This is a genomic window from Methylobacterium phyllostachyos (assembly GCF_900103445.1).
Lineage (GTDB): Bacteria > Pseudomonadota > Alphaproteobacteria > Rhizobiales > Beijerinckiaceae > Methylobacterium > Methylobacterium phyllostachyos.
On sequence record NZ_FNHS01000027.1, the window covers coordinates 14,298 to 36,880 of the forward strand.

General features: G+C 65.0%; 31 protein-coding genes and 1 pseudogene. 17 read left to right on the forward strand and 15 right to left on the reverse strand.

The genetic code is table 11. The features are described from left to right. Window positions 1-188 precede the first annotated feature (188 nt). Both BLQ49_RS27300 and BLQ49_RS27305 read left to right on the forward strand, forming a co-directional pair. Window positions 189-887 (forward strand): Crp/Fnr family transcriptional regulator, encoded by a 699-nt coding sequence (locus BLQ49_RS27300; protein ID WP_244507778.1) that lies wholly within the window; start codon window positions 189-191, stop codon window positions 885-887. A gap of 117 nt (window positions 888-1,004) precedes the next feature. Next, window positions 1,005-1,247 carry a DUF6894 family protein gene (locus BLQ49_RS27305; protein WP_091722412.1) on the forward strand — a complete coding sequence of 81 codons (243 nt, stop codon included), beginning with the start codon at window positions 1,005-1,007 and terminating at the stop codon, window positions 1,245-1,247. Window positions 1,248-2,101: 854 nt separating this feature from the next. On the opposite strand, the gene BLQ49_RS27310 is transcribed toward BLQ49_RS27305, so the two are convergent. The 4 genes from BLQ49_RS27310 to BLQ49_RS27330 form a co-directional block, all read right to left on the reverse strand. Beyond that, the gene (locus BLQ49_RS27310) at window positions 2,102-2,314 is read right to left on the reverse strand and encodes a hypothetical protein (RefSeq protein ID WP_091722414.1); all 213 of its coding nucleotides are present in this window, start codon (window positions 2,312-2,314) and stop codon (window positions 2,102-2,104) included. 86 nt (window positions 2,315-2,400) lie between these two features. Beyond that, complete coding sequence (locus tag BLQ49_RS27315) at window positions 2,401-3,006, reverse strand: hypothetical protein (protein WP_167627803.1); 606 nt, start codon at window positions 3,004-3,006, stop codon at window positions 2,401-2,403. A gap of 471 nt (window positions 3,007-3,477) precedes the next feature. Further along, window positions 3,478-3,924, reverse strand: a complete 447-nt coding sequence (locus BLQ49_RS27325) for a hypothetical protein (protein ID WP_091722419.1) — start codon at window positions 3,922-3,924, stop codon at window positions 3,478-3,480. A 12-nt stretch (window positions 3,925-3,936) separates the two neighbouring features. Beyond that, a complete protein-coding gene (locus BLQ49_RS27330) occupies window positions 3,937-4,233 on the reverse strand; it encodes a hypothetical protein (protein WP_091722422.1) in 297 nt (98 codons plus the stop codon). 143 nt (window positions 4,234-4,376) lie between these two features. Between BLQ49_RS27330 and BLQ49_RS27335 the strand changes: the two genes are divergently transcribed. Beyond that, a complete protein-coding gene (locus BLQ49_RS27335) occupies window positions 4,377-4,619 on the forward strand; it encodes a helix-turn-helix domain-containing protein (protein WP_342028221.1) in 243 nt (80 codons plus the stop codon). 488 nt (window positions 4,620-5,107) lie between these two features. Further along, complete coding sequence (locus tag BLQ49_RS27345; RefSeq protein WP_244507779.1) at window positions 5,108-6,061, forward strand: transcriptional regulator; 954 nt, start codon at window positions 5,108-5,110, stop codon at window positions 6,059-6,061. Window positions 6,062-6,154: 93 nt separating this feature from the next. Here the strand turns inward: BLQ49_RS27345 and BLQ49_RS27350 are convergent, their stop codons facing one another. Continuing rightward, window positions 6,155-6,421, reverse strand: a complete 267-nt coding sequence (locus BLQ49_RS27350) for a hypothetical protein (RefSeq protein WP_091722434.1) — start codon at window positions 6,419-6,421, stop codon at window positions 6,155-6,157. Between the two features lie 260 nt (window positions 6,422-6,681). Here BLQ49_RS27350 and BLQ49_RS30805 point away from each other — a divergent pair, with 260 nt between their 5' ends. The 3 genes from BLQ49_RS30805 to BLQ49_RS27365 all read left to right on the forward strand — a co-directional run bounded on the left by BLQ49_RS30805 (window position 6,682) and on the right by BLQ49_RS27365 (window position 7,783). Further along, complete coding sequence (locus BLQ49_RS30805) at window positions 6,682-6,936, forward strand: hypothetical protein (protein WP_342028220.1); 255 nt, start codon at window positions 6,682-6,684, stop codon at window positions 6,934-6,936. Window positions 6,937-7,164: 228 nt separating this feature from the next. After that, window positions 7,165-7,404 (forward strand): 3',5'-cyclic-nucleotide phosphodiesterase, encoded by a 240-nt coding sequence (locus tag BLQ49_RS27360; protein WP_091722439.1) that lies wholly within the window; start codon window positions 7,165-7,167, stop codon window positions 7,402-7,404. Between the two features lie 127 nt (window positions 7,405-7,531). After that, the gene (locus tag BLQ49_RS27365) at window positions 7,532-7,783 is read left to right on the forward strand and encodes a 3',5'-cyclic-nucleotide phosphodiesterase (protein WP_091722442.1); all 252 of its coding nucleotides are present in this window, start codon (window positions 7,532-7,534) and stop codon (window positions 7,781-7,783) included. Window positions 7,784-7,849: 66 nt separating this feature from the next. Here BLQ49_RS27365 and BLQ49_RS27370 read toward each other — a convergent pair whose 3' ends face one another. From BLQ49_RS27370 to BLQ49_RS27380, 3 genes are all read right to left on the reverse strand, one after another. Further along, window positions 7,850-8,239: a heme utilization protein gene (locus BLQ49_RS27370; protein WP_091722445.1), complete on the reverse strand. Its 390-nt coding sequence runs from the start codon at window positions 8,237-8,239 to the stop codon at window positions 7,850-7,852. A gap of 194 nt (window positions 8,240-8,433) precedes the next feature. Beyond that, window positions 8,434-9,108 carry a ferritin-like domain-containing protein gene (locus tag BLQ49_RS27375; RefSeq protein WP_208859125.1) on the reverse strand — a complete coding sequence of 225 codons (675 nt, stop codon included), beginning with the start codon at window positions 9,106-9,108 and terminating at the stop codon, window positions 8,434-8,436. A 41-nt stretch (window positions 9,109-9,149) separates the two neighbouring features. Further along, a complete protein-coding gene (locus BLQ49_RS27380; protein ID WP_208859126.1) occupies window positions 9,150-9,863 on the reverse strand; it encodes a ferritin-like domain-containing protein in 714 nt (237 codons plus the stop codon). A 304-nt stretch (window positions 9,864-10,167) separates the two neighbouring features. Between BLQ49_RS27380 and BLQ49_RS27385 the strand changes: the two genes are divergently transcribed. Both BLQ49_RS27385 and BLQ49_RS27390 read left to right on the forward strand, forming a co-directional pair. Next, entirely contained in the window at window positions 10,168-10,401 is a 234-nt protein-coding gene (locus BLQ49_RS27385; RefSeq protein WP_091722450.1) for a hypothetical protein, read from the forward strand. Window positions 10,402-11,160: 759 nt separating this feature from the next. Then, entirely contained in the window at window positions 11,161-11,430 is a 270-nt protein-coding gene (locus tag BLQ49_RS27390; RefSeq protein ID WP_091722452.1) for a hypothetical protein, read from the forward strand. Window positions 11,431-11,547: 117 nt separating this feature from the next. On the opposite strand, the gene BLQ49_RS29930 is transcribed toward BLQ49_RS27390, so the two are convergent. Beyond that, window positions 11,548-11,889 carry a helix-turn-helix domain-containing protein gene (locus tag BLQ49_RS29930; RefSeq protein WP_167627804.1) on the reverse strand — a complete coding sequence of 114 codons (342 nt, stop codon included), beginning with the start codon at window positions 11,887-11,889 and terminating at the stop codon, window positions 11,548-11,550. 739 nt (window positions 11,890-12,628) lie between these two features. Between BLQ49_RS29930 and BLQ49_RS27405 the strand changes: the two genes are divergently transcribed. From BLQ49_RS27405 to BLQ49_RS27430, 4 genes are all read left to right on the forward strand, one after another. After that, entirely contained in the window at window positions 12,629-13,273 is a 645-nt protein-coding gene (locus BLQ49_RS27405; protein WP_091722457.1) for a ParA family protein, read from the forward strand. 663 nt (window positions 13,274-13,936) lie between these two features. Then, window positions 13,937-14,836, forward strand: a complete 900-nt coding sequence (locus BLQ49_RS27415; RefSeq protein ID WP_091722462.1) for a tyrosine-type recombinase/integrase — start codon at window positions 13,937-13,939, stop codon at window positions 14,834-14,836. Between the two features lie 358 nt (window positions 14,837-15,194). After that, window positions 15,195-15,668, forward strand: coding sequence for a hypothetical protein (locus BLQ49_RS27425; RefSeq protein WP_091722465.1), 474 nt, complete (start codon window positions 15,195-15,197; stop codon window positions 15,666-15,668). A 450-nt stretch (window positions 15,669-16,118) separates the two neighbouring features. Continuing rightward, window positions 16,119-16,406, forward strand: a complete 288-nt coding sequence (locus tag BLQ49_RS27430; RefSeq protein ID WP_091722468.1) for a hypothetical protein — start codon at window positions 16,119-16,121, stop codon at window positions 16,404-16,406. A 126-nt stretch (window positions 16,407-16,532) separates the two neighbouring features. Here BLQ49_RS27430 and BLQ49_RS27435 read toward each other — a convergent pair whose 3' ends face one another. The 5 genes from BLQ49_RS27435 to BLQ49_RS27450 form a co-directional block, all read right to left on the reverse strand. Then, window positions 16,533-16,787 (reverse strand): metal-sensitive transcriptional regulator, encoded by a 255-nt coding sequence (locus tag BLQ49_RS27435; RefSeq protein WP_425284036.1) that lies wholly within the window; start codon window positions 16,785-16,787, stop codon window positions 16,533-16,535. Window positions 16,788-16,932: 145 nt separating this feature from the next. Then, window positions 16,933-17,790, reverse strand: a complete 858-nt coding sequence (locus BLQ49_RS27440) for a manganese catalase family protein (RefSeq protein ID WP_091722474.1) — start codon at window positions 17,788-17,790, stop codon at window positions 16,933-16,935. Window positions 17,791-18,141: 351 nt separating this feature from the next. Continuing rightward, window positions 18,142-18,393 (reverse strand): PsiF family protein, encoded by a 252-nt coding sequence (locus tag BLQ49_RS29350; RefSeq protein WP_425284037.1) that lies wholly within the window; start codon window positions 18,391-18,393, stop codon window positions 18,142-18,144. Window positions 18,394-18,395: 2 nt separating this feature from the next. Beyond that, on the reverse strand, window positions 18,396-18,572 hold the full coding sequence (locus BLQ49_RS29935; protein ID WP_167627805.1) for a hypothetical protein: 177 nt from the start codon (window positions 18,570-18,572) through the stop codon (window positions 18,396-18,398). Window positions 18,573-19,251: 679 nt separating this feature from the next. Next, window positions 19,252-19,773, reverse strand: coding sequence for a Ros/MucR family transcriptional regulator (locus tag BLQ49_RS27450; RefSeq protein WP_091722480.1), 522 nt, complete (start codon window positions 19,771-19,773; stop codon window positions 19,252-19,254). A gap of 171 nt (window positions 19,774-19,944) precedes the next feature. On the opposite strand from BLQ49_RS27450, the gene BLQ49_RS29940 reads away from it, so the two are divergent. From BLQ49_RS29940 to BLQ49_RS27470, 4 genes are all read left to right on the forward strand, one after another. Next, complete coding sequence (locus BLQ49_RS29940) at window positions 19,945-20,763, forward strand: hypothetical protein (protein WP_167627806.1); 819 nt, start codon at window positions 19,945-19,947, stop codon at window positions 20,761-20,763. Next, complete coding sequence (locus BLQ49_RS30675) at window positions 20,687-20,878, forward strand: hypothetical protein (RefSeq protein WP_280141008.1); 192 nt, start codon at window positions 20,687-20,689, stop codon at window positions 20,876-20,878. The genes BLQ49_RS29940 and BLQ49_RS30675 overlap by 77 nt, the downstream gene beginning before the upstream one ends. A 12-nt stretch (window positions 20,879-20,890) precedes the next feature. Next, on the forward strand, window positions 20,891-21,181 hold the full coding sequence (locus BLQ49_RS27465; RefSeq protein WP_091722489.1) for a hypothetical protein: 291 nt from the start codon (window positions 20,891-20,893) through the stop codon (window positions 21,179-21,181). 231 nt (window positions 21,182-21,412) lie between these two features. Beyond that, window positions 21,413-22,222 (forward strand): IS5 family transposase, encoded by an 810-nt coding sequence (locus tag BLQ49_RS27470; protein ID WP_091722492.1) that lies wholly within the window; start codon window positions 21,413-21,415, stop codon window positions 22,220-22,222. A 31-nt stretch (window positions 22,223-22,253) separates the two neighbouring features. Here BLQ49_RS27470 and BLQ49_RS27475 read toward each other — a convergent pair. Beyond that, window positions 22,254-22,583 (reverse strand): annotated as a pseudogene (locus tag BLQ49_RS27475) (IS701 family transposase); the annotation flags it as partial.

The following is a 22,583-nucleotide window of genomic DNA, read 5'->3' on the forward strand; positions in this document are numbered from 1 at the left end:
GTGGTTGTTCTAAAACGGCTCCGATGCCGCAGCCTCGGTCGCCTGACGGATCAGGCATGCAACTGAATACAATATTTCAGGTTGGTTACGGGATTGGGAGGATCGGCAGTTCGCGCATCGCTTCATGAGCGCGTCCTTGCTCAGCGCAGCGTGATACGATGGCACCCTCGGGGAACCCTTTAGGCATCGTGGCCCGTCGACTGGCCCGTGCGGTATCGTTCACGGCCGTGGACCAAGGCGCGATCGAGCGACTGCCCGTCGTTACCCGGATCCTCGAAGCCTCCCGGGATATCATCTATGAGGATAATTCGTCCGCGCATTGCTGCGTAATTCTCGATGGCTGGACCTGTTGCTATCAGCTCCTCGCAAATGGTCGACGCCAGATCCTATCGTTCCACGTGCCCGGCGATCTGCCGGATCTGCAGAGTCTGTACCTGCCATCGCCCGATTTCGGCATGGCTACAGTGACCCGCGCCTCTGTCGCCTTTGTGCCGCATACTCATCTACGGAGGCTGGCCCAACAATCTCCTGCTATGGCCCAAGCTTTCTGGCGGGAAGTTGTCGTGACCGCAGCAACCCACCGGGCCTGGATCACCAGCTTGGGTCGACGCGATGCCCGTCAGAAGGTGGCCCACCTCTTCTGCGAGCTGTATCTGCGCCTCGAAGCAGCCAGCCTCGCAGGTGACCACATCATGCCGATGCCGCTTCGGCAGAATGACCTCGCCGATGCGTTGGGGCTGACGTCCGTTCACATGAACCGGGTACTAAGAAATATGCGGACAGAAGGCCTGTTTGACCTACGATCTCGTAGATTGAAGATCCGGGACTGGGCTGCTCTCGCCTCAGCCGCCGAGTTCAACCCACAATATCTGCACCTCGGAAATTAGCCTCTCGGCGATATCCTCCTCACGTACTCAGCTACGACGACGCTGATGATATCCGCCCCGCGTAGAACCGTTTGCACATGCCTGTGGTTGGCAACGTATCGACGCTCAGAGGTCCTTATGGCCCGCTACTTCTTCGATGTGACCAACGGCAGTGTCGTCAGCGACGATGAGGGCATCGAGTTCGATGATGCCCACTCCGCCTCGCAGGAAGCGCTTCGATCGCTCCCCGACATGGCGAAGGATCAGTTGCTGATGCAGGTCGGTGAGAAGGTCAGCGTCACGATGCGGGACGACCACGGTGTCCCGGTCTACCGAGCCACCCTTACGATTGAGGACGAGTGGCTGGCAGGGCGGCCATAGGCTCTCGTCGCGTCTGCTGTACCGGATGCGCGAGACATTTGTACCTCGCACAAGGTTTGCTACGCCTACAAGGTCGGGTCTCCTCTCGACCACCACGCTCGCCCTGCGATGCCTCCTCCCAAGGTCCATCAGAAGGGCGGGCGTGGATGTGAACGTGACAGGTCGATAGGCGTTTCTGTTCCGAGAGCTTCGGCGTATCATTCCTGTGTCGACGTCGGCTGCCGCCCCGTCGACCTCCACGCTCGCCCCGAAGCTTCACGCCCCCCGGAAAGCTGGAGGGTGGGCGTGGATGCCCAGAATAATTGCCGGCATAGACCTACATCCACCCGGGCGGAACGAATAAGTGCGGCAGCCGAGCTATTTATCTCTAGTGTCGCGCGTCGGCTGATTTGCCGATCTCCGCGTCTGCTGGGGTTGTCGAGGGGGGGCAGCTTCGGCAGGCGTGGATGCGACGAAATTTACCCTGACAGGATTAGCCGCCTTCGCTAGCCTGATCCTGTCGGCTTTAGGTCGATGCTCACGCCCTCTCGGAAGCTTTTATCCCCCTCAAAGCCGACGAGAGGGCGTGAATGCTCTCGATAGCCTGACCATCCCTGCAAGTCGTAACACCGGCATTAATGGGACCGCCGGCACGCCGCTGGTTGTTCTTGGGATCGGCCCACTGCCGACCGCTACCAGTGTCTGCAGCGCGCGGATGCCGTAGTAGTTCGCTTGCCTCATGTCCTGAGTAGCACGGCGGATCCGGCGCACCTGCCACCAAGCCGCCGCGAGGATGAAGAGTTGGATCAGACGCACGCATTTGGCTCCTGATCATCAGCTTCGAAGTCTTGGTCCGTGCCGCGCAACCAAACGACCTAGCTCTCGTGATGGTTCTCGGGAGCGCCGAGGCTGGGTTCCGCGTCTCCCCCATCCTCGCGGTCGGGATCCCCGTCGCCCTCATCCAAGATGGCGACGATGCGGTCCACGATGTCGAGGGCGAGTTCGGCCAGCCTCTCGAACTCCTCCCGCGGGATCGGCTTGGCGGCGGGCAGGCTCGGGCGGCCCGGGAAGGCTACGATCTTGCTCATGGGCTTGGTCTCGGTGTGGTTGGACCTGTAGTCCCCCAGCGAGGTCCGGCCGGGGCGGTACGCACGGCGACAGAGGGGATGAGAGGCTAGGCCCCTCCGATGTCGTCGGGGGCGCCCTCGCGGACGGCCAGGGCGGCGATGCCAACCATGCGGCGGTCGAGCACGGCGCGAGCGAACCGGGCGAGCTGATCGAAGTTGCGAGCGGCGATGTTCAGGTTGCGCCCGAAATCGTCGGCCTGCTGATCGTCTTCCGCGAGCAGCGCGTCGGCTAGCTCGTCCCGGTTGAGGCTCAGGTACAGCCAGCCCAGGCGCAGCCACGGTAGCGCCGTATCGGCATCCCTGACCCAGTCTTCGCGAGACGGGACCGGGCAAGGTGTGGTCGAGCGGTTCACGGGCTCGAACGACATGGCCGCCAGTTCAGCAGCCGGCACCTTCGACAGGTTGGGGCGATCATCGCCACGCTTATCGAGAGCCGCCCACATCACGCGTTCGGCGTCGGCCGCGATCTTGGCCATGATGTCGTCGGCGTCGAGACACTCATCGATGCCGTAGTAGTCGCTCGCCCACTGCTGGGCATGCCGGACCACGGCTACGAAGCCCGGCAGTGTGGTCGGGCGGGTCTCGAACACCGCATTCCAGGCGGCGATTTCGGCCTCGTGCGCGACCTTCCACGCCGCCTCTGGCGCGACCATCGCCTCGTCGGACGTGTCCAGACCCTGCTGCCGGCGCCATGCCTTGTCGGTCGGGTTGATGGTGAGCCCGAAGGCGTCCCACGCCGTGAGATGCGCCCGGATCGCCTCGAACAGAGCAGGGTGGCGAGGCCGGTGAGCACCATGCCCCCGCCGATGATCGCGACGGCGGCCAGCAGATCGCCCGCGGCGTCGAGGAAGCGCAGGGACCGGCTGTGCGCGGTGTCGGGCCGGACGGGCGTCACGGCCTGCCAGGGCTCGATCGTCCCAGGCTGCGTCTCGTCCGGCAGGGTGCGGTAGCGGCGATCCAGCGGCGGGTTGCGGCGGCCGGTGCGGGCGCTCGTGCTGCGAACCGGGACGGGCTGGCTGAAATTTGGGATGCGGGCATAGGACATCGTTCGCGCTCCTGGTGGGGCTCGTGGCGGTGGGTCGGCGGTGAGGGGGGCGCTCGCCCGATCCGGCGAGCGCGTCAGATCAGGCGGCGGGCGGCGCCATGCCAGAATTCAGGGCCCAAGCGGGGTGGTCGCCCTCGGGGCCGTAGAGGTCGGGAAACAGCACCCACAGCCGCTGCTCGATGCGGGTCAGCAGGTCGCCGCCCACGTCCATCGCGTCGCCGCGTAGGGCTTCGTCGTGGAAGCGATCCGCCTCGCCGTGCATATCGCCGGACACGTACTCGGCGAGCACCATGCCGATGACGGCCGCGCCGATCTCGGCCTGCGTGGCGGGCGAGAGTAGGTGCCACGCATCGGCGGGCGTGAACGGCAGGGGCATGCGAGCCCAGAGCGCGGCGTGGTCAGGCAGGCGGGCGGTGTCGTCGCCGCGGAGGATACCCACAGTGCGGGTATCCATGGCGACCGCAGGGGCGGCTGTGGCGGCGAGGATGCCGGCGGCGAGGGCGCGGCGGTCGATGCGGGTGGTCATCGCGGCGGCTCCTCAGTTCGCGGCCATGTGGCGGGCGAGCTTGGCGGACCGCCACGCGGCGGTGAGACAGACGGACATCGCCTCGGCCCAGGTGCCGCCGAAGCGCTCCTGATGGGCATGGGCGGCCTTGGCGGCGGCCGACATGATGGCGGCGCGATCGAACTTGCCGGCGACGTAGAGCGGGCGGCGGGTGGCGCGCACTGTGAAGTCGATGCGGGCGGCGGCCGAGAGCAGGCCTGCGGGGATCGTCGGACGGCTGTCGTGCAGCGAGCGGGAGATCCGGTTCCAGGAGACGGTGCGGCGGGACATGGTTGCCTCCTAGCCCGTGCGCGACTACAATTCGTCTGCGCATGGGCTATATTGGCCCATTGGTATCCGCTGTCAAGCCACAAAGGCCCGAAAGCGGTATAAAATGGACCGTAGGAAGGCTAAGGATGCTTACCGGCTCTCAGATGCGGATGGCTCGGGGCTATCTGCGATGGTCCGTGAAAGAGTTGGCTGAGGCTTCCGGCGTGTCGGGCACCACGATCAAACGGATGGAGGAAGGCGATGGCGTTCCCAAATCCATTTCGGACAATCTAATCGCTATTCAAAAAGCCTTTGAGGCCGCCGGCCTTGAGTTCATCCCCGAGAACGGCGGAGGCGTGGGGGTTCGGCTCCGCATGCGCCGCGACGGGACCTGCGAGGAACACTGACACCCTGTGCCTTGAGCTTCGCTAGCCGGAGCCCAGATCAGTCATAGCCGCCGAGAGGCCCGCGTGCAGGACGCTCTAGCCCGTTCCATCGCTCAGACTGCCGCCGATGCTCTCGGTCGGCGCAGCGATGCGCACGGCGGGGCCTACGTCTCGGATGAGGCGATCGGCGCCCATCTCTGGTTCGAACGCGGGTTCAGGGACCACGACGAATTAGTCTCACTCATCAACCACACCCGGCGGCTTCTTGATGAGCGGCGCCCGCCCCTCCCCGCACGGGCGCCGTATCAGAAGCCCGTTCAGCTCAGCTTCGATCTGGAAGCGGCATGAGGGTTCGGCAGCGTCCAGGGCACCCGTCCCTATTCGATTGGCTGGATCGGAAAGAAGCGCGCGTCGTCGCGCAGAACGCGGCGCTTGAGCACGAGAGGCAGGCAGGCCGCGGAGCCAAGCGCCCGACACCCTGGACGATCGATAGAGGGCGAGTGTCCGAGGTGCAGAAGCTGATCCACGCGCGCCACGACGGTCCCTGCGATACAGACGACGGCCTGCTCTACCTGAAAGCCGCCCTGCCCCATCTCATGCGGCTGCACGCTGGGCCAGCGCTCCTCGGTAAGGTTCTGGGCTGGGCTCAGACTTGGTTGCCAAAGGTGCCGGTTAAGGATGTTGTCAACGAGGCAGATCCGGACGGCCACGAGAGCACGGCGCTCCTCAAGGCAGACGACATCGCCCGCATGCTCAGGGTCACGCGCGAGGAACGGGAGTCGCTTCGGTTCAGGACCATCGGGGCCGTCGACTTCAGCCATAGGCAGCGGCTCGCGGACCGGCGACGGAAGAATGCCGAACACCAAGCCGCCAAGCGATTGAAGGCTGGGACGACGCCCCGATCCGAGTCCAACGTCGCCAAGGCCAAGGCCCTTGGGATCTCGCTGAGCACCTACAAGCGCCGGCTGAAGCAGGCCCCTGCAGTCGAGGCCCCGGCGATGGCTGACCCGATTTCGTCAGCAATAGTGCGTAGCACTTACAACCCCCTACGGGATCGGGTCACGATCTCAGGACAGACCGTTCTGGGTCCAGCGAGAGCCGCCCGCCCGAGCCGCAGCGTCGGCGCTGTCGGGCATGCGCCCGGAGCTAAGACGAGGGCTATCAGGCCCGGTCAGGCCGTCGCGCTGCCTCTGCCGAAGGAAAGGGTTCTTGAGCATCCCGACATGCTTGGCGGGGGTGAGTGGAGGCACCTCAACGAGGTGGTGACGGCCTATGAAGGCGGGTTCTTGCCTGACGACCTCGTGCGTGCGGTCCGCGCTGCGCAGCGGGTCCGGCAGATGACGCAAGAGGCGGTCGCCCGTCAGATCGGGATCAGCCGTCCGCAGCTCGCCAACGCGTTGCAAGGCCGCTTCGGTCTGAGCCGGAGTGCCGCTGCCAATCTGCTGACGTGGCTTGCTGCCTGAATTCCTCTCCCATCATCGCGACGGCGAAGCCGTCCGCCGTTAGGCGGGACCGACGCTACCCGCTCAGCCGCCGCAGATGGTCAGGCCCTCGGATCACGGCTTCGTCGCGTGCGCGGCCATCACTGCGGCTGTCACGGCTGTCCGTAGCGCCTTCTCTTGTGGGCCGGGCTTAGCTTTCGCCTCCGCGATCTCGGGGGAGGCCGCGACCGCTGCCGCGATGTCGATGCTGTGCCCGCTGGCGAAGCGGTAGGGGCCGGTCTCGGGATCCCTCATGTAGATGTCGACGGCCGCAACGATCTCGCTGCTGCTGATCGTGCCGTCCTTCCGGAGATCGGCGAGGGTCGGGCGTGCGGCGGGCATGGTGCTCGTAGGTTAGGGAGGGGTCTGCCGGGCATCCGCGAACTGGCGTGACCAACATAGGTTGAAGGTCTGGCGCGTCTCGCCACATGGCCGAATGACGCGTCCTGCCGTAGCTCGGCCGCATGTCAGCCAGTCCCGCCCCTGCCCCGCTCCCTGATGTCGTCGCCGGCTGGCGCAGCGCATTGGAGAACCTATCGCCTCACGCTTCGCCCTGCCGATACCTGACGTCGGCTCGTTGGGCTCCGATGCGGGAAGCCGCGATGGATTTCTGCGACCACCTCGGCGCCGAAGCGCATGGGCTTGGCTGGACGGCGGCCGAGCTGTTCGCGCTTCACCCGGAGCATGGAACCCTGCGGGTCGAGGTCTGCGGGGTGCTAATGGTCTCCGGCAGCAAGGCCGTGGCAGTGGAGCCAACCCGGGTCGTGTTCGCAGGGGGCTCAGGCTACCGGACGAAGCCCGGCCAGGTCTGGGGCATTCCGGTATGGGAGTACGCCAGGAAGGTCGTAGGCCGGTGAGGCGCCGGGTTCAGGCTAGGATCGGCAGCACGGGATCGCTAGTCGGCTTCACGGTGCTGGTGACGGCGTTGGCGGCCTGCGGGCTGACGGGGCTGGTGAAGCGATTGCTGGCCCAGAGTTTACCCCCAGAACAGTGGCGGGGCTGAGATCCGGTTCCGGGAGCGGAAGGGATAAAACTGGCGCTAGGTTCGTTAGGCCTGGACAAATTGCTCCGGTCAGGGACCAAGTATGCGCAGTCTCATCCTCGCCTTCAGCCTCATCGCGATCACAGCCCCCGTCTCAGCGCAAACGCCCGAACGCGGCAACGCGGACCTGCAGACCTATTGTGCGGGGGACGCCCTTCAATTCTGCGCCGGTATTGATCCCAACAGCCCGCAAATGGACGCCTGCTTCAAGAAAAACTTAAGCCAGATGTCTCCAAATTGCCGCCGCGCCATCGATGCCTACGAGAAGGCCGGCGGTAAGTAGCCATTCGACGCTCGGTCACAGCCCGAAAGCCGCGAAGGGGGCGAGCTTTAGCTCCGTCAGCGGCAGGGATAGATCACCGAGTCGAGCCGTTAGCGCATCGACGAACTCCTTCAGCTAGGTATCCCATATGCGCAGCAGCATCCTCGCTCTCGGCCTCATCGCCGTAGCGGCTCCCGCCCTCGCGGCTCCCGATGCGCCTGCCTCCAAGCGTGGCAACAAAGATCTGAAGACCTACTGCTCCGGCGATGCGGTCACGTTCTGCAGTGGCAATGATCCGGACAGCCCGGAGATGGACGCCTGCTTCAAGAAAAACATGGACAAGATCTCGGAGAACTGCCGGCGCGCGATCAAGGCATACCAGGGTGGTGGTGGTAAGTAGCATCCTCATTCTGAGGTAAAGCACTGAGGCCCATCAGCCCATGATCAGATCGGGCGACGGGGCAGTTCAGCTTGCCCGCTTGGCACTCCAGCTGCCGCTGCACTCAACCAGTCCGCCAGACGTGCGCCACGTGCCATTGCCGCTGCCCTTAACCGTAAGGCTCCCGGCGATCGGCACCTTGTTTGAGCCCTGGGTGATCGTGGCCTGCACGGCCCCACCAGCCAACACACCGCCGTCGATGTCCACCTCTTCCCCGGGGATCGAGGCGTCGCCGTCCTTTATCTGCACCTGATAGCTCGTGCTGGCCGAGCAGGGTCCCTGCGCCGTGGTTGCGACGATGGTCCAGGAACCGTCGAACTGGTTCGGCACCTGTACCTTCTTCGTCCCGGCATTGGCCGGGCTCAGAGCGCTCGCCGCCAAACCAGCCGCGAGGATCAAGAGAAAGGTGCGTTCCACAGATAGCTCCGACCGTTGCGCCGCCGAGACTGCCCATGCCTGCGTAGACCGGAGCATCGGCTTGATAGTTTGAGAAGCCGCGTGACGCGGTTGATGCCGCGCCACTGTCCCGATGAAGATGTCAGTGTGCCGAAGATGAGATTGGTCGCAGCATCGCCATCGCGAGGTCCGAACGCCACAAACGCGTAGCGCCCTCAGGCACCTCCGGCTAGGAAAGGCGCGGCCGCAGCCAACACCGCCGCCTTGGTCAGGGGCGCGTCGAAGGCACCGTCCCAGCCGACGAAGCCCCGCACTCGCCGTACCTCGGCGGCGTGCCGCGCCTCGACCGAGTGGATCTGCAAAGCCGTCGTCAGCACCGGCGTACCCTGCAGGTTGCCGGCCTGCCCCTTGTACGCCGCCACCCCGAGATCCTCGAACGTGCTCGACAGCGTGGTGAACGTGTCGAAATTGGCGAACACGTCCGGGTACTTGCCCTTGCCGGTAAAGTCGAAGGCCGGCGGCGGGATAGCGGCACCGCCGAGTGCGCCCTGCAGCAGGCGCACGTGCTCGGCCTCATGGCGGGCGAGCTGCGTGAACACGGCCCGATAGCGCGCCGGGATCAGGCGGGGCGTGGCCAGCGCCGTGCGGTAGAACTCCGCCTCCAGGTACTCCAGGGTCAGGGCGAACCGGAGCACGTCCACCACCTGCCCCGGTAGGCCCTGCGCGAAAACCTCAGTGGAGGCTACCGCCAGCAAGGTCGGTGCGCTGGCGAGCGCCCCGAGCGTACCGGCGGCGCGGGTAAACAGGCCTCGGCGCGAGGTCATACGGGCGGTGAGATCAGGGTCGAGGGCGTCGATCAGCGTGGGAGCGGCAGGCATAAAAGCGGTCATGGCGGTGTCCTCACTAGCAGGGATGAGCGTCGGCCGGGCGATCACGGCAACTGGCTCGCGCTGACCGGGGTGAGGACGAACGGCACCACCTTGGGCAGCACCTGCGAGGGCACGAGCGCGCGGTCCAGGCCGTTGCCATCGACGATGTCGTTGCCGGCGAACGCCGCACTGTAGGGGTTGAGCATGTCGCGGATCGTGGCGGCATGGCGCGCCTCGACCGAGACGATCGAGCCAGCCTTGGCCAGGAAGTCCGGGTTGCGCAGGAGCTGACCGGCGCCGTTGTAGGCGGCCACCCCGAGGTCCTCGAAGGTGCGAGCGGTGCCGAGCACGCTCTGGCGGCTGGCGAAGTTGACCCGGCCGAAATCGACCTGCAGATCCGGAATGGCGTTGCCGCCGAGCGCGGAGCGGAAGAACTCACGGTGGGCGACCTCGTGGCTCTGAATACCCGTGAGGCTCTGCTCATCGGAGGGGTTGAAGCCGCGATAGGGCTGCTGCAGCACCTGGGTGTAGAAAGCGGCCTCCAACTGCTCCAGGGCGTAGGCGTAGTTCAGGACGGCGAAATCGCCCTGGCCGAGGTCGACCGTACCGCCGGCGAGCGTGGCACCACGCTGAGCGAAGGCTTTGCTGAGGTTCAGCTCCAGGAAGGCGGTCGATGCAGCGAGGATGCCGGCCGTCTTGAGAAGCCCACGGCGCGAGCGCGCGGTGGCTTCAGCCTCTTTATCGCATTTTGTTTGAGCTGAGCGGATCACGAGCACCTCCCAATTTCGGCGACATCGTGGCGCCATCAAAGAAGCTGCGATGCTCTGGCCAAGCTCACCAATAACGTAAGTTAGAAAGTTGTCGTGAAATCATGCCGGTTTCGGAATTTATTTCATTCCCGTAAAAAAAGCGACCACTAGGCGAAACTTTATGTTCGAGCAGTTCGTACAAGCAGGTTTTGCCTATCAATCATTTGATGTCTAACGCGCAAAAGTCATTGTCATTTAGGAACTTAGGCGGTGATCGTTGACTTCCACGAACCGAGCGGGCGATCAGTCCGCGCCCTGAAGGAGATCTCACATGAAGAAGATCACGTCCGCGCTTGCTGCCGTAACCCTGCTTGGCGGCCTAGCCCTTGGTGCCGGTTCAGCGTCCGCTGCCCCAATGGCCATTAGCGGTCTTCAGGCTGGCCAGCCAGGCATCACCCAAGTCCGCATGAGCAGTAGCGAGCGCATGATGTTGAAGAAGCGGATGATGCGGAAGAAGATGATGCGTCGGCACATGATGAAGAAGCGCATGATGAACCGCATGTAATGGCCCACTGGAGGGGTTCCTACCTGGGCCCCTCCATCGCCTTATTGCTCTTCCCAACCAACGAGGCTGACGCCTTGTCCTGCTCTTACAGGCTCACGACGGTACCCTGTCCGCTCTACCCGGGATGCTTCCGCTGGGTCGTGTCATCCGCGGATGGCTTCTTTTCCGAGCAGTCAGCCTACCCCTATGCAACCAAGGCAGCTGCCAGCATCGTGGGCCGTGTCCGAATGGCCGATCTGAGTAACGGCAGGCAGGAAACGGAACCGCTTATTTCTGAACCGAAAAGCCCATGATGACGGCGGTCTTCGCCATCGTGCGGCGCAGGCCCGGCATTGTCGCCTCGCGAGTTCGTTTGATCAGGGCCATTGCCGACCGGGCGGTTGCGTGTACTTTTGGAGATTGGCCGGATTGAGGAAACCCATTGGGTCTGGGTCAGTCCGCGAAAGCCGCTGCCTCAACCGCGAACACCTAGCAGCGGGCCGCAGATATCTCGAAGGCTCACCTCGGACTTGCGGCGCAGGTCGGCGACGCTGGGGATTTTTTGGCCATGGCGCTGAGCTATGGTGAGTCCTCCTGCCCTGTCCACCAGCGTCTCCCGCGGCACAACCAGCCGTCTACGAGTCCGGCAAGCACCGGCAGACATTCCGGACTGGCATTGCCGACAGAGCCATCACCACATCCGGGAAGCGCTGGGCAACCGTGATCGCATCGTCGTAGTGCATGGCTTAGGGATGGCGCGCAGATCGATGGAGGCTGAAGATGGCCAAGGACGAGAAGAGCACGTTCCCCGGCGCCTTGAGGGACCACCAAGACGCGGTAAAGGCCGAGGCTGAGAAGGTCGGCACTAAGATCGACGAGGCGTTCGGCAAGCTGGCCAAGAAGATGCGCGAGCGGGCCGACAAGGCGAAGGGGAAAATGGGGGAGGCGCGGAAGCCCGAGAAGCGCGCGGTCCTCCAGCGTCGCTTCAAACTTTATGCGGACGCAGCAACCCACCTTGAAGAGCGCCTTCCGCAGCGTGACGGCGACTGAGCGAGACCTGACGCCACGGATCGGGCTAAGCTCTGGCAGCGGTTAGGGTGCAGCCGGGGGGCCATACCATCACGGCTTGCCCGGCCCCACTGAAATACCGACTGCGCGGCGGGGCGGTTACCGGCTCCTCCGCGTCGCCTTCTGAGCAGCTTCCCGAGCGGTCCGTCTCGCGGCACGTCGCTCCTCCAGCAAAGCCTTGAAGTCGACGATCTCGACCGCGGGCACCTCCTTGCGCCGTCTACAGCTTGGCGTGGCTGGTGGCGGAGCTTCGACGCGCCGTTGGCGCTCCCGGAACCGGTCAATGTCGGCAGGGTCGAACCGCTTTCGGGTGCGCTTCTCGCCGAGACCTACAGAGATGTAGGCGATGTCGCCGCGGGCTACGTGACCGTCGAGGGTCCGCCGGCTGATCCGCAGCAGCTCGGCTGCCTCATCGGCTGTGAGGAGATCGGGTTCGGGCATAGGATGCTCCCAGAGCACGCCATCAAACGCGAGTTCGCAGAGGATGCCTGCCGATGCCAGAGCCGACGATCGCCGAGATTGAGCGCGAGGTCGTCCACATGGCCTATGTCGTGGAGCGCTACGGTGAGCGATACCGGCCGATCCTCGATAGCCTCGCCGGCCATCTTGAGGCGTATCGGCGCCGAAGACCATCGCCGGAGAGGGGCATGCCGAAGCGACCGAGACAGCCGCGGGAGCCCATAGCGCTCGAGCCGCGCTGCCTGACTATCGCGGACGCCGCGGCCTACTGTGGGCTAACGCCAGGCGGCTTCCGGCAATGGGTCAGCATCGGCAGGTTGCCACCTTCGCTCCCGGGTACGCACCGATGGGACCGGAGGGCTATCGACTTCGCCTTGGATCGGTTGAGCGGACTCCCAGGCCCGGGAGCAGGCGATCTCGATGAGGACGCCATGGACCGATGGCTGCAGGAGCATGGAGTGCAGGGAGCAGAGGCGCGAAAACCTGACCCGAACCGCCGTGGGCCTACCTGGCGGCGCGTTCCGAAGTGACATCGCGCGAGGCTGGCCGGGCGGCTATATTGTCACGGCTCGCCCGGCTCTGCACATCCCGACCGCACCGCGGTTGATGGCATAGACGTATGGACATGGTAATTGGCCGTTAACCGGTCAGCCAGAGCTTGACGCAAGGAACTACGGACTGACGTGTCTACGTCATTACGTAAGCACGCAATGAGGTACGGATGTACGTTGTAGTGGTCGCGAGCCAAAAGGGTGGCGCCGGAAAAACTTCGCTCATGCGCAGCCTCGCGGTGGCAACCCATCAGGCCGGGCACGCGACGGCGCTCCTCGACACGGATCCACAAGGCTCGCTCACGAGCTGGTGGAACCGGCGGGAGGATCAGCAGCCGGCGTTGGTCCGGTTCGATGTGGCGGACTTCCGGGCCGGCGCCGATCAGCTCGCCGCGGCCGGCATAGAGTACCTGTTCGTGGACACCCCACCGTCGGTCCGGCCGGAGTTGCGGACCCTGCTCGGACACGCCAGCCTTGCGGTGGTGCCGGTGCGCCCCTCTCCTGACGATCTCGACGCGGTGGGCGACACCCTGGCGCTGATTGAGGATGCCGGCTGCCCATTCGTGTTCGTGCTCACGCAGGCCAAGCCGCGGACTCGGCTGCAGATGCAAGCCGTGATGGCGCTGGCAAAGCATGGGAAGCTCGCCCCGACCGTCGTCCACGATCGCACCGACTTCCCGACGGCCGCGATCACAGGCAAGGCCGTGACGGAGTTCGAGCCTGAAACGGCCGCGGCGCGCGAGGTTAAGGAAGTGCTTGAGTACGTAATGACGCAACTGCGTAAGGACGCAGGCAAGGTAAAGGTTGGGCGCTGAACATGGCAGGCAAGCAACCGCCGTCCCTCGACGGGCTGATCCAGGCGAAGGGTGCGCCCCGGCCGTCAGACGTGCCGCAGCGGGGCGAGGCGTCGAGCCCGGCCGCCGCTCCACCAGCTACACCCGCTTTGGCTCCCGCGCCTGCCCCGCCGCCGCCCGCCTCGTCGTCTCGGTCGGGAACCGACGCGGAGCCGCGCACAAAGTCGCTCACGCTGCGCCTGTCCGAACCTCGGTATCAGCGGCTCCGTCGGTTCGCCTTCGACCGGGACGCCAGCCATCAGGAAGTGATCGAAGCGGCCTTGATCGCGTACCTCGATCGCGAGGGCGGCTAACGCCGTGACGCATCCGCTTGGGTGCGTGGCTACGTCATTACGTAAGCACGCAACTGCTGACTGACGTGGGTGCAGGCTTGCGGAGACAGCCTCGATCCTGCACACCCCCGAACGCAAGACAAGAACGCTTATCTTGCGTCGGAGTTTTGATCGGGCCGAAGGAGGCGGGCGTGGTGATCATAGGACCAACCCAATCGCAGCCCGGCGCGCCGTGGGTTGTCAGCGTGTCAGGGGTCGAGCGGCGGTTCCCCACCCGTGAGGCTGCTCAATTCTGGATCGACGCCTGCCTTCTGGCTGGCCGTGTTCTGGAGGGTTATGGCGAGCCTCTGCCATGAGCACCGCCCTCGTCCCAATCGCCGATCCCGTCGAGGCGCTGCCACCCGCGCAGGCCGACGACGACGCGCAGATGGTCCGGCTGTGGCTCGCCAGATCATCAAGCCCGAACACGCGCCGGAACTATGAGCGCGAGGCTCGTCAATTCATGGCGTCTATCGACAAGCCGCTCGGCGCCGTGCGGATGGGCGAGCTGCAGGAGTACATCGCGGCCCGGCCGGGATCCTCCGCGACGGTGGCGCTGACGGCCGCGGCGCTCAAGAGCCTGTTTGCCTTCGCGCAGGAGATCGGGTTCCTGCGCTTCAACATCGGCGCGGCTGTGAAGGTGCCGCCGATCAAGAACACCCTGGCCGAGCGCATCATGGCGGAAGCCGACGCGCTGTTGATGATCCGGCAAGAGCCGGTCCTGCGAAACCGCGTGCTGCTGACGGTGCTGTACGGCGGCGGCCTGCGCATCTCGGAGGTGTGCGGCCTGCGCTGGCGGGATCTCGCAGCTCGCGACTCGGCCGGGCAAACGACAGTGTTCGGCAAGGGCGGCAAGACGCGGGCGGTGCTGCTGTCGGCCGCGACGTGGAAGGTGCTGATGGCGCTCCGCGACGATCAAGCGGCAAAGTCTACCAACTGGTCGGTCGAGGCGCCGGTGTTCCTATCGCGGAAGGGCGGGGCGCTCGACCCGAGCGCAGTCCATCGGGTGGTGAAGGCCGCGGCCGCCAGGGCAGGGCTGCCGGGCGAGGTCTCGGCGCACTGGCTCCGGCACGCGCACGCCTCGCATAGCCTCGATCGCGGGGCGCCGATCCATCTCGTGCAGGCCACGTTGGGGCACGCCTCGGTGGCGACGACGGGGCGGTATCTGCACGCGCGACCGTCTGAGAGCTCAGCGAAGTTCCTGGGGGTTTAACATGGCGCTCGCCAGCATGAACCAGTCGGGCCACCGGGATCCCCGGACGGTGCTCGGCTACATCCGCCGGGCCAACGCCTTCAAGGGACACTCGGGGAGCGAGTTCTTGTGAACACCCCGTACCGATCCGAGTGACTAACCCCGCGCCGCGAGGCTCGTCACACCGCGGCAACAGGACCGGAGAAACGACCTACTCATAACTTCCGCGCGAACACTTTCGGCATCGGTCTCGTTAGCCGCGTCCAGATTTTGCCTTGCTTGATTGCTGTCTTGGAGACGGCCGGCATTGGAAGGGCTGGTTTGCGAGATCTAAGGGCCAGCAACAATGTCGATCGCTCGAACCATTCGCAGCACTCTCATGTCGCCGCTTTGGCTGGCACAGATCACCTACGTGCCGGGCTCGCACCGGCTGACCAAGCGTCGACTCGCTTGGGAGCGGCGCACCGCGATCAACGCGGCCAGCGGCCTCGACCGCCTAAGTGGCCGCGGCTCGTTCCGGGCGAGCCCTGCCGAGCTGAAGCGGATGGGCTACGCCGACCCAGTGGCCTTCGCGGTTCCGGGCAATACGTTGGTGGTGGGCGACACGGTGGGCTTCCACGCCCGGGGGCCGTCCCTGCGGCCAGCGGTCCGCATCGAGGTCTGGGCCTACGATCGGCACAACCCGTTCCTGCCGCTCGCCGGCTTCGACATATGGTCGCTGACCGGCCTCGCCCGCTGGCGCACCCGGATCGAGTGGTGGCTGCTCGACCGACTTGAGCAGCTCGGCCTACGCCGCAACGTCTGGCGCCCGGTAGGCCCGATCACTGCCGACGCCCGGCCGCAGGTCGTGTGATCGATCGCATTTTGAATACGACCTGATAGACGGATGCCACCTCCGGGGCGTTTCTTTCGGTCCATCCGGGGCTGGTCATGCGTTTCGTGCCGGTATGTTGCCCGCACTGCGGGTTGTCGTTCAGCGTCGTCGTGTCCGACCGACACCGCTCTGCGCGCGTCGACCGGGACGCTTGGCGTGGGGTCTGCCCGCGCGCTTGCGAGGCCGTAGAGCCGCGGTTGTGCAACGACTTTCGTGCCGTGGTCATGTCGGTGCTGGGCGAAGGTGAAACGCCAGTACGCGTGGGCGAGAACCCTCCGAAGGAGCATAAGCGAAAGCCTGGGCCAGGTCGCGGCCACAAAGGAAAGATGATCGTCTAGCCACCGGGATCCGAGGGCGGTGGTCGGGTACATTCGCCGAGCCAACGCTTTCGAAGGGCACAGCGACTTGGGGTTCTTGTAGGAGGTCGTGATGGTCGGGCCCAACCTCGAACAAGCCGCGCAGGTCATTGCCGAGAACGTCGTCTCAGCGGTCGTTCGCGATCCGGCGTCACCCCTTCGAGATACGCCGATGGCCCGTGACGCCGCCATCACCGCAATCATGGTCGCGCTGCTCCGGATCATGCCGACCGACGACAGCAACCAGCTCGCGGACGCCTGCAATCGGGGTCTTGGCGAGCTGGCGATCATCGGCGCGCTTGGGCCGCTCGTTAATGCCGTCGATCCCGACGACGGATCGGTGACGATGCGAACGGAGTAGGGGTGTGGGTCGGATCCCGTGATGACGTGGCTTGGCCCTATGCCGTTCAGCCGGAACGACGGGTGCGGTGTAGCGCAGGATCGTAAGGGTGTGGATGCGGCGACTGCTGACGCGCGCAGCCTTCGCTCACAGCTTATACTGCATACCGACACGCAGCACGCGGATCATGTCTGCGAGGGCCGTCTCCCGGTCAGCACCAGGCTTGGCCGCGACCCGTAGACCTGCTGATACATGCTCGCCGATAATTAACACAGCCACCTCCCGCAGGGCCGCGGTGAGGGCTGTGATCTGCTGGATTTCGTCCAGGCAGTAGCGGTCATCTTCGATCATCCCGCGAAGTCCGCGGATCTGACCTTCGATCCGGTTTAGGCGCTGCACCAGAGGTCGCTTCGCCTGGTCGCTGCGCCTGAGCTGGATCCTGTCGCCGACGATCTCACCCTCAACATCACTCACTGCAAACCCGCCCCATCTCACGCTCAAGCCTAATATAGGTTGCATACTGCAGATGGGGCGGGAAGTTCGTACCTCAGCCGATCTGCTGGGTCTCAGCCGCACTGTCCGGCCGTGCCGGACCGAGCACCGGCTCCTCGCCCATCGGCTTGTTCTGGAACACGCTGAACTGGCCCTTGCCATCGATCGACGGGCCACTGGTCCAACGGCCTTCGGCGGGCGCCGAGCCATCGTGCGCCGTTGCGTAGAAGTTGTAGTTGTTCTTCTGGTCCTCCTTCTCCTGCGGGAAGGAGTTCGGGATCGGCAGCGTGCCCTCGTGGCCACCCATCTCCTCAAGCACAGCCAACCACTGCTGCTGGTGCATCGTGTCGCGAGCGATCATGAAGTGCAGCATGTCCTTCATGCCGGCATCATGCGCAGCGTTGTAGAGGCGCACAGCCAGGACACGCCCTGTGCTTTCAGCAGCGACGTTGCAGTACATGTCAGCAGCGAGGTTGCCGCTGGCGTAGATGTGGCTCATGTCGAAGGGCACGCCCTCGCAGTTGGCTGGGAAGGCGGCCATGCCGGTCGACAGCAGGTGCCGGTGGAGCATGCCCTCGATGGTGTGGCGCGCGCTGCCACCGCCCATCACGGCGCCGACGACACCATCAGCAGCACCCTCTTCTTGAAGGCTGGTCGGGGCCTTTTCCAGGTTCAGCGCGACGGCGGTGGCCAGCATTTCGACGTGGCCCATCTCCTCAGTGGCGGTGTGCAGGAGCATGTCACGGTACTTCGTCGTCGGGCCGCGGGCGCCCCAGGCCTGGAAGAAGTACTGCATGCAGACGCGGATCTCGCCCTCGATGCCACCGATCGCCTGCTGGAGCATGCGGGCGAAGATCGGGTCGGGGTTCTCGACTTTGACCGGGTACTGCAGGCGCTTGTCGAAGTAGAACATGAGGATGCTCCTAGATCGGTGCTGCGCCGAGGTGGCGAGCTTGGCAGGTACTCCGGTGGAGCATCTGATCCGATCCCTGGGCAACCGTGCCCATGCGGGTTGGTTCAGTCGCCGATTGAGAAATTGGCGGCCCAGCCGACATCAGCGGCCATTGGCGTATGCCCGTATGGATGGAGCGTGTGCGCAGGCGCTGATGCGGGCCGGATCCCGTGACGACGTGGTTCGGCCCTGTGCCGTTCGGCCTGGGGCCGGAGCGACGCACACGGTGTAGCGCAAGGCCGCGAGGGTGCCAGTGTGAGGATTGGTGAGCAGGGCCAACTCACTGCCACCAATCACCGAGAGTGCTAAGCCTCAATCCTCGGGCGTGACGCAGGTCCCCATGAACGCTTTCCGTTCGGGCCCATTCTTGAGCTTTTGAGTGTCGGCCTGCTGTCGGCATCGATCGAGTACCGCCGGATCGATGGCTGATGCTGCCCCCTCGCCGGTCGCTGTCGTGCCCGACGCAGGCTGCCGAGGCCGCTCAGCTGTGCTCTGCGCGTGTCCTGCGGCAGGAAGGTAGGCGACGCTGACCAGAGCAGCGACGAGCGCGAGCGAGCGGCGCATGGTCAAGCCAGTCCATCCTTGGCCGCCTCGTTCGGATCGTCGGGCTTGCTCTCTGCCTCTTTGACTGGGTCCTTGCTTTCGGGTTCGCTGCCGGTCGTCGGGTTCGGCACGTTGACGTTCCGGATCGGCACCGTCGGCGGCACTACGCTTACACCTGATGGCTTTTCCGTCTCAGCCATGGCCTTGCCGCTCCCCGTGATGCTGAGCCGTCGCGCGGACCAGCGACCCGCCCGAAGGCTTAAGGGTCGCAGATCCTACGCATTTGGCAATCAGGGCCGAGAGATGACGATCGTCTCAACCTTTGTCAGCGCCGCGATCGGCTCACTTACCGCCACCGCCACCCTGGGGCAGGGGCCGCTCCGGCTGGCCGGCGTTCCCACCAGCCGCAGAGTTGTTCGTCACGGTGTCAGCGGGCTGGCCGGTCGGAGTTCCCGTCACAGTGGCCGGGGCACCCGTTGAACCGGGCTGCGGTGCAGCGACGCCAGACGCACCAGGGGCAGTCGCTGTCGGCGGTGTTGCCGCTGGAGCTTGTGCGAAGGCTGGGCCTGCGAAGAGCAGCATGAATGGAATGGCTGTGATGACAGTGCGCTGACGCATCGGGCTCTCCGTGTCGAAGAACGCCAGTAACGCACACGTGAGCAGAAACGTTTCCCTCAGTAGACTGAGTCAACCATTTTGGCCCGACGATCTAAGCCTAGAGACAGGTCTTACTTATGAACGTGCGGAACGCGCCGGCCGCGCGTGAACGGGGAGAACACGGCAACCGGCGCGCTCGCAGGCAGGAGCGCGAGGGCGCTCAACCGCTGCGATACAGGGGGAAGGGGGATCGGAGCCGGAAAGATCCGTAGCGCCTTGCTACTATCCCTCAGCAGCCTCCTTGGCCTTACGCGGACGACCAGCAGCACGCTTCGGCTTGTCGGAGACCGTGTCGACCGGCTGAGCGGGCTTCGGAGCAGCCTTCTTGCGCTGCTGTCCCAAGCCAAAGCTTTTGGCGAGTGCTGAGCGTGCTTCGGAATAACTGGCAGCGGTTGAAGGATAATCCCGCGGCAAACCGAAGCGCTCTCGGTACTGCTCTATCGTCAGACCGGCGCCGGTGAGGTGGCGCTTTAGCGTCTTGTACGGCTTGCCGTCGATGAAGCTGATCAGCGCATCTGGGGTGATGGACTTGCGGATCTGAGCAGGGGTCAGTTTCTGGGGCGTTGGTGCTTCAGCCGGAGCACCCCGGCCGAGCCCTGTGAGCGCAGCGTGCACGCTAGCGAGTAGGTCCGGCATATCACCCGGTCTGACAGAGTTTTTCGACACGTAGGCTGAGACGATGGCCGTCGTCAGATCAAGGAAATCGAGCACTTGACCCTCGATTGTTTCTGCGTTGTTATCCACGGCCCACCTGATTTTTGATAGAACAGCACAATCTGTCGTCGCGCGGTAAAACGCAATCCATTATATTGAGGATGGTCTCACATTATCGCACTGCGCCTTAGGTCGTCGTCTGCCTTCGCATGCCCCTACCGCCCCACCCCCAGCCCGTCTCCGTGACTTGAAGGGTTGCCGATGACCAAGTGCAAGCCAAAGGCGAAGGTGCCTGAGCCGAAGCGCGAGCCCAATGCGCAGGAGCGCGTCGCGATCGAACGGGCGAAAATCTACTGCCGCGGCCGGACCCAACCCCTCACCTATGAGGTCAAGAAGATCGAGGGCGGCGACATCACGATAGACGTGCCGCACAACGATTGGGGCGGGTACGAGGTCGTGCACCGCGCCACCTTCGGCACCGTCTCGTCTGAGTTCGCCAACCGGATGGGCGGACAGGTCGGGGAAGTCATGCGCAACCCCGGTGAGAAGATGCCGGGCCAGGAACAGATCAACGCTGGCATCGCGGCCGTTGCCGGTATCGCCCCGGAGAACGAGGCGGAGACCATGCTGGCCGTGCAGATGCTCGGCACCCACTCGCTCGCGATGGACATGCTGTCCAAGGCCAAGTGCGCGACTACTCCCGAGCACCTTGAGCGGTTCGGCACCCTCGCGACCAAGATGCTGCGAACCTACACGACGCAGCTTGAAGCTCTCGCCAAGATCCGCCGCGGCGGCGCACAGAAGGTTACAGTTGAGCATGTCCATGTCTACTCGAGCGGCCAAGCCATCGTTGGCAACGTCACCGGGGGACCGGGAGGGACCGGAGGGGGCCGCCTCGAAAATGCCGGCCAACCCCATGCACCCGCCCTCACTGGACCGGCAGCCCTTGCCCTTCAGGCTGATCCCTCGATGCTGCGCCAAGACGCGGGCCGGGACCCCGTGTATGTCACCGGCCGTGAGGGGGAAGAAGCGATGCCGGATGCACGGCGGGGCCAATGGGATCGGGGCTCCGAAGGGTGAGCGGAACGGCTCCTATCGGACCGGGCTGCACACGGCCGAGATGGTCGAGCTGCGCCGCGAGGTCAGCCGCATGGTCCGCATATCCAATGCCGCGATCCGCGCGGGTCTCGGATAGGAGGTCGAACAGATGTCGGGGTACGATGCTCAAGCTGCGGCGCATGTCATCGCCGGGAACGTCGTTTCAGCCTACGCGCGGGAGCGCCCTGGCCTCGACACGATCGGAGCTACGGTGCGGGATATCGCCATGGCCGAGCTGATGCGGACGCTGCTGCGCGTCCTGCCGACAGATGACGGCATGTTGCTGGCGACGGTCTGCAACTTCGCTCTAGAAGATGCTCTCGGCGCCATGGACCCCGGCGGACCGCGCGTCGAGTCGGTGGACCCGGATACCGGCGTCCCGACAATGCGGCTGCCGTGATGAAACTCCGGCAGAGGGGGTGTTAATCCGCCACCCCCTTGGGGTTTTGGAAGCCGCATCGCGGGTGCGCGCGGCAGTCGCTTGGTTCCTCCCGGCCGATAGCATGCAGGGTGTCCAAAATGGACAAAGCAGTACAACCCGTACACCTGAAAAAGAGGCGGCAAACCGAACAATCCGAACACCTAGAGGCTGTTATGGACCTGGGTCGGGCTGATGCTCAGATGAGCGGGGATGAGCCCGACCCGCAAGCCGTATCCGTCCGATGTTTCCGATGAGGAGTGGGCGCTGGTTGCGCCCTACCTGACGCTGCTGCGTGAAGATGCCGGTCAGCGTGAGCACGCGTTGCGCGAGGTGTTCAACGGGCTGCGCTACGTGGTCAGGAGCGGCTGCCCGTGGCGGCTGATGCCCCACGACCTGCCGCCCTGGTTTGCCGTGTATCAGCAGGCCCAGCGCTGGCTGGCGGCCGGCTGTTTCGAGCAACTGGCCGAGGATCTGCGTGCGGTACTGCGCATGGCGGCCGGTCGTTCACCGGAGCCGAGCGCGGCCGTGCTCGACAGCCGGACCTTGCGCTCCTCACCCGAGAGTGGCGAGCGGGCCGGCTACGATGGAGCCAAGCGCAAGAGGGGCTCGAAGCTGCACATGGCGGTGGATACCCTCGGCCATCTCCTGGCGCTGCACGTCACGCCCGCCGATGCCGATGATCGGGCTCAGGTCGGCCGGCTGGCCAAGGCCGTGCAGGCGGCCACGGGCGAGAGCGTCGAGGTCGCTTTCGTCGATCAGGGCTACACAGGTGAGAAGCCGGCCGCGGCAGCCCACGAGCACGGCATCGAACTGGAGGTGGTGAAGTTGCCTGAGGCCAAGCGCGGCTTCGTGCTCCTGCCCCGCCGCTGGGTCGTCGAACGCTCCTTTGCCTGGGCGACCCGCTTCCGCAGGCTCGTCAAAGATTACGAGCGCTATGCAAGCACCCTGGCAGACCTCCACCTCGTCGCTTTCGTCTGCCTTATGCTCAGACAGGCCGCTCAACTCGCCACAGATTCATAACAGCCTCTAGCACTACCTGGGCACTTTGAGGTCAGACGGTAGCCGGAAGCGGCGGCGACAGTGCGGGCATCGCACCGGTGGGATGAGACCGACGAACAGGCGGCCGATGATGGCCTGCCGCACGGCGGGCAGGGTCGGAGACGGTGGCGGTCCCGGTAGGCCGGCCACCTTTTTTTTCCCCATCCGTCCGGTCGGGCCCAGCCAGGCGCAGGTGCTGCAGGTAGGCGCAGGCGATGCACGTCATCAGCGCGTGCCGGTGCAGGCCGGTCCAGGAGCGGCCCTCGAAGTGGTCGAGGCCCAGTTCCTCCTTCAACTGCTGGTGGCCCTGCTCGCACACCCAGCGCGCCTTGATTGTGCCGGC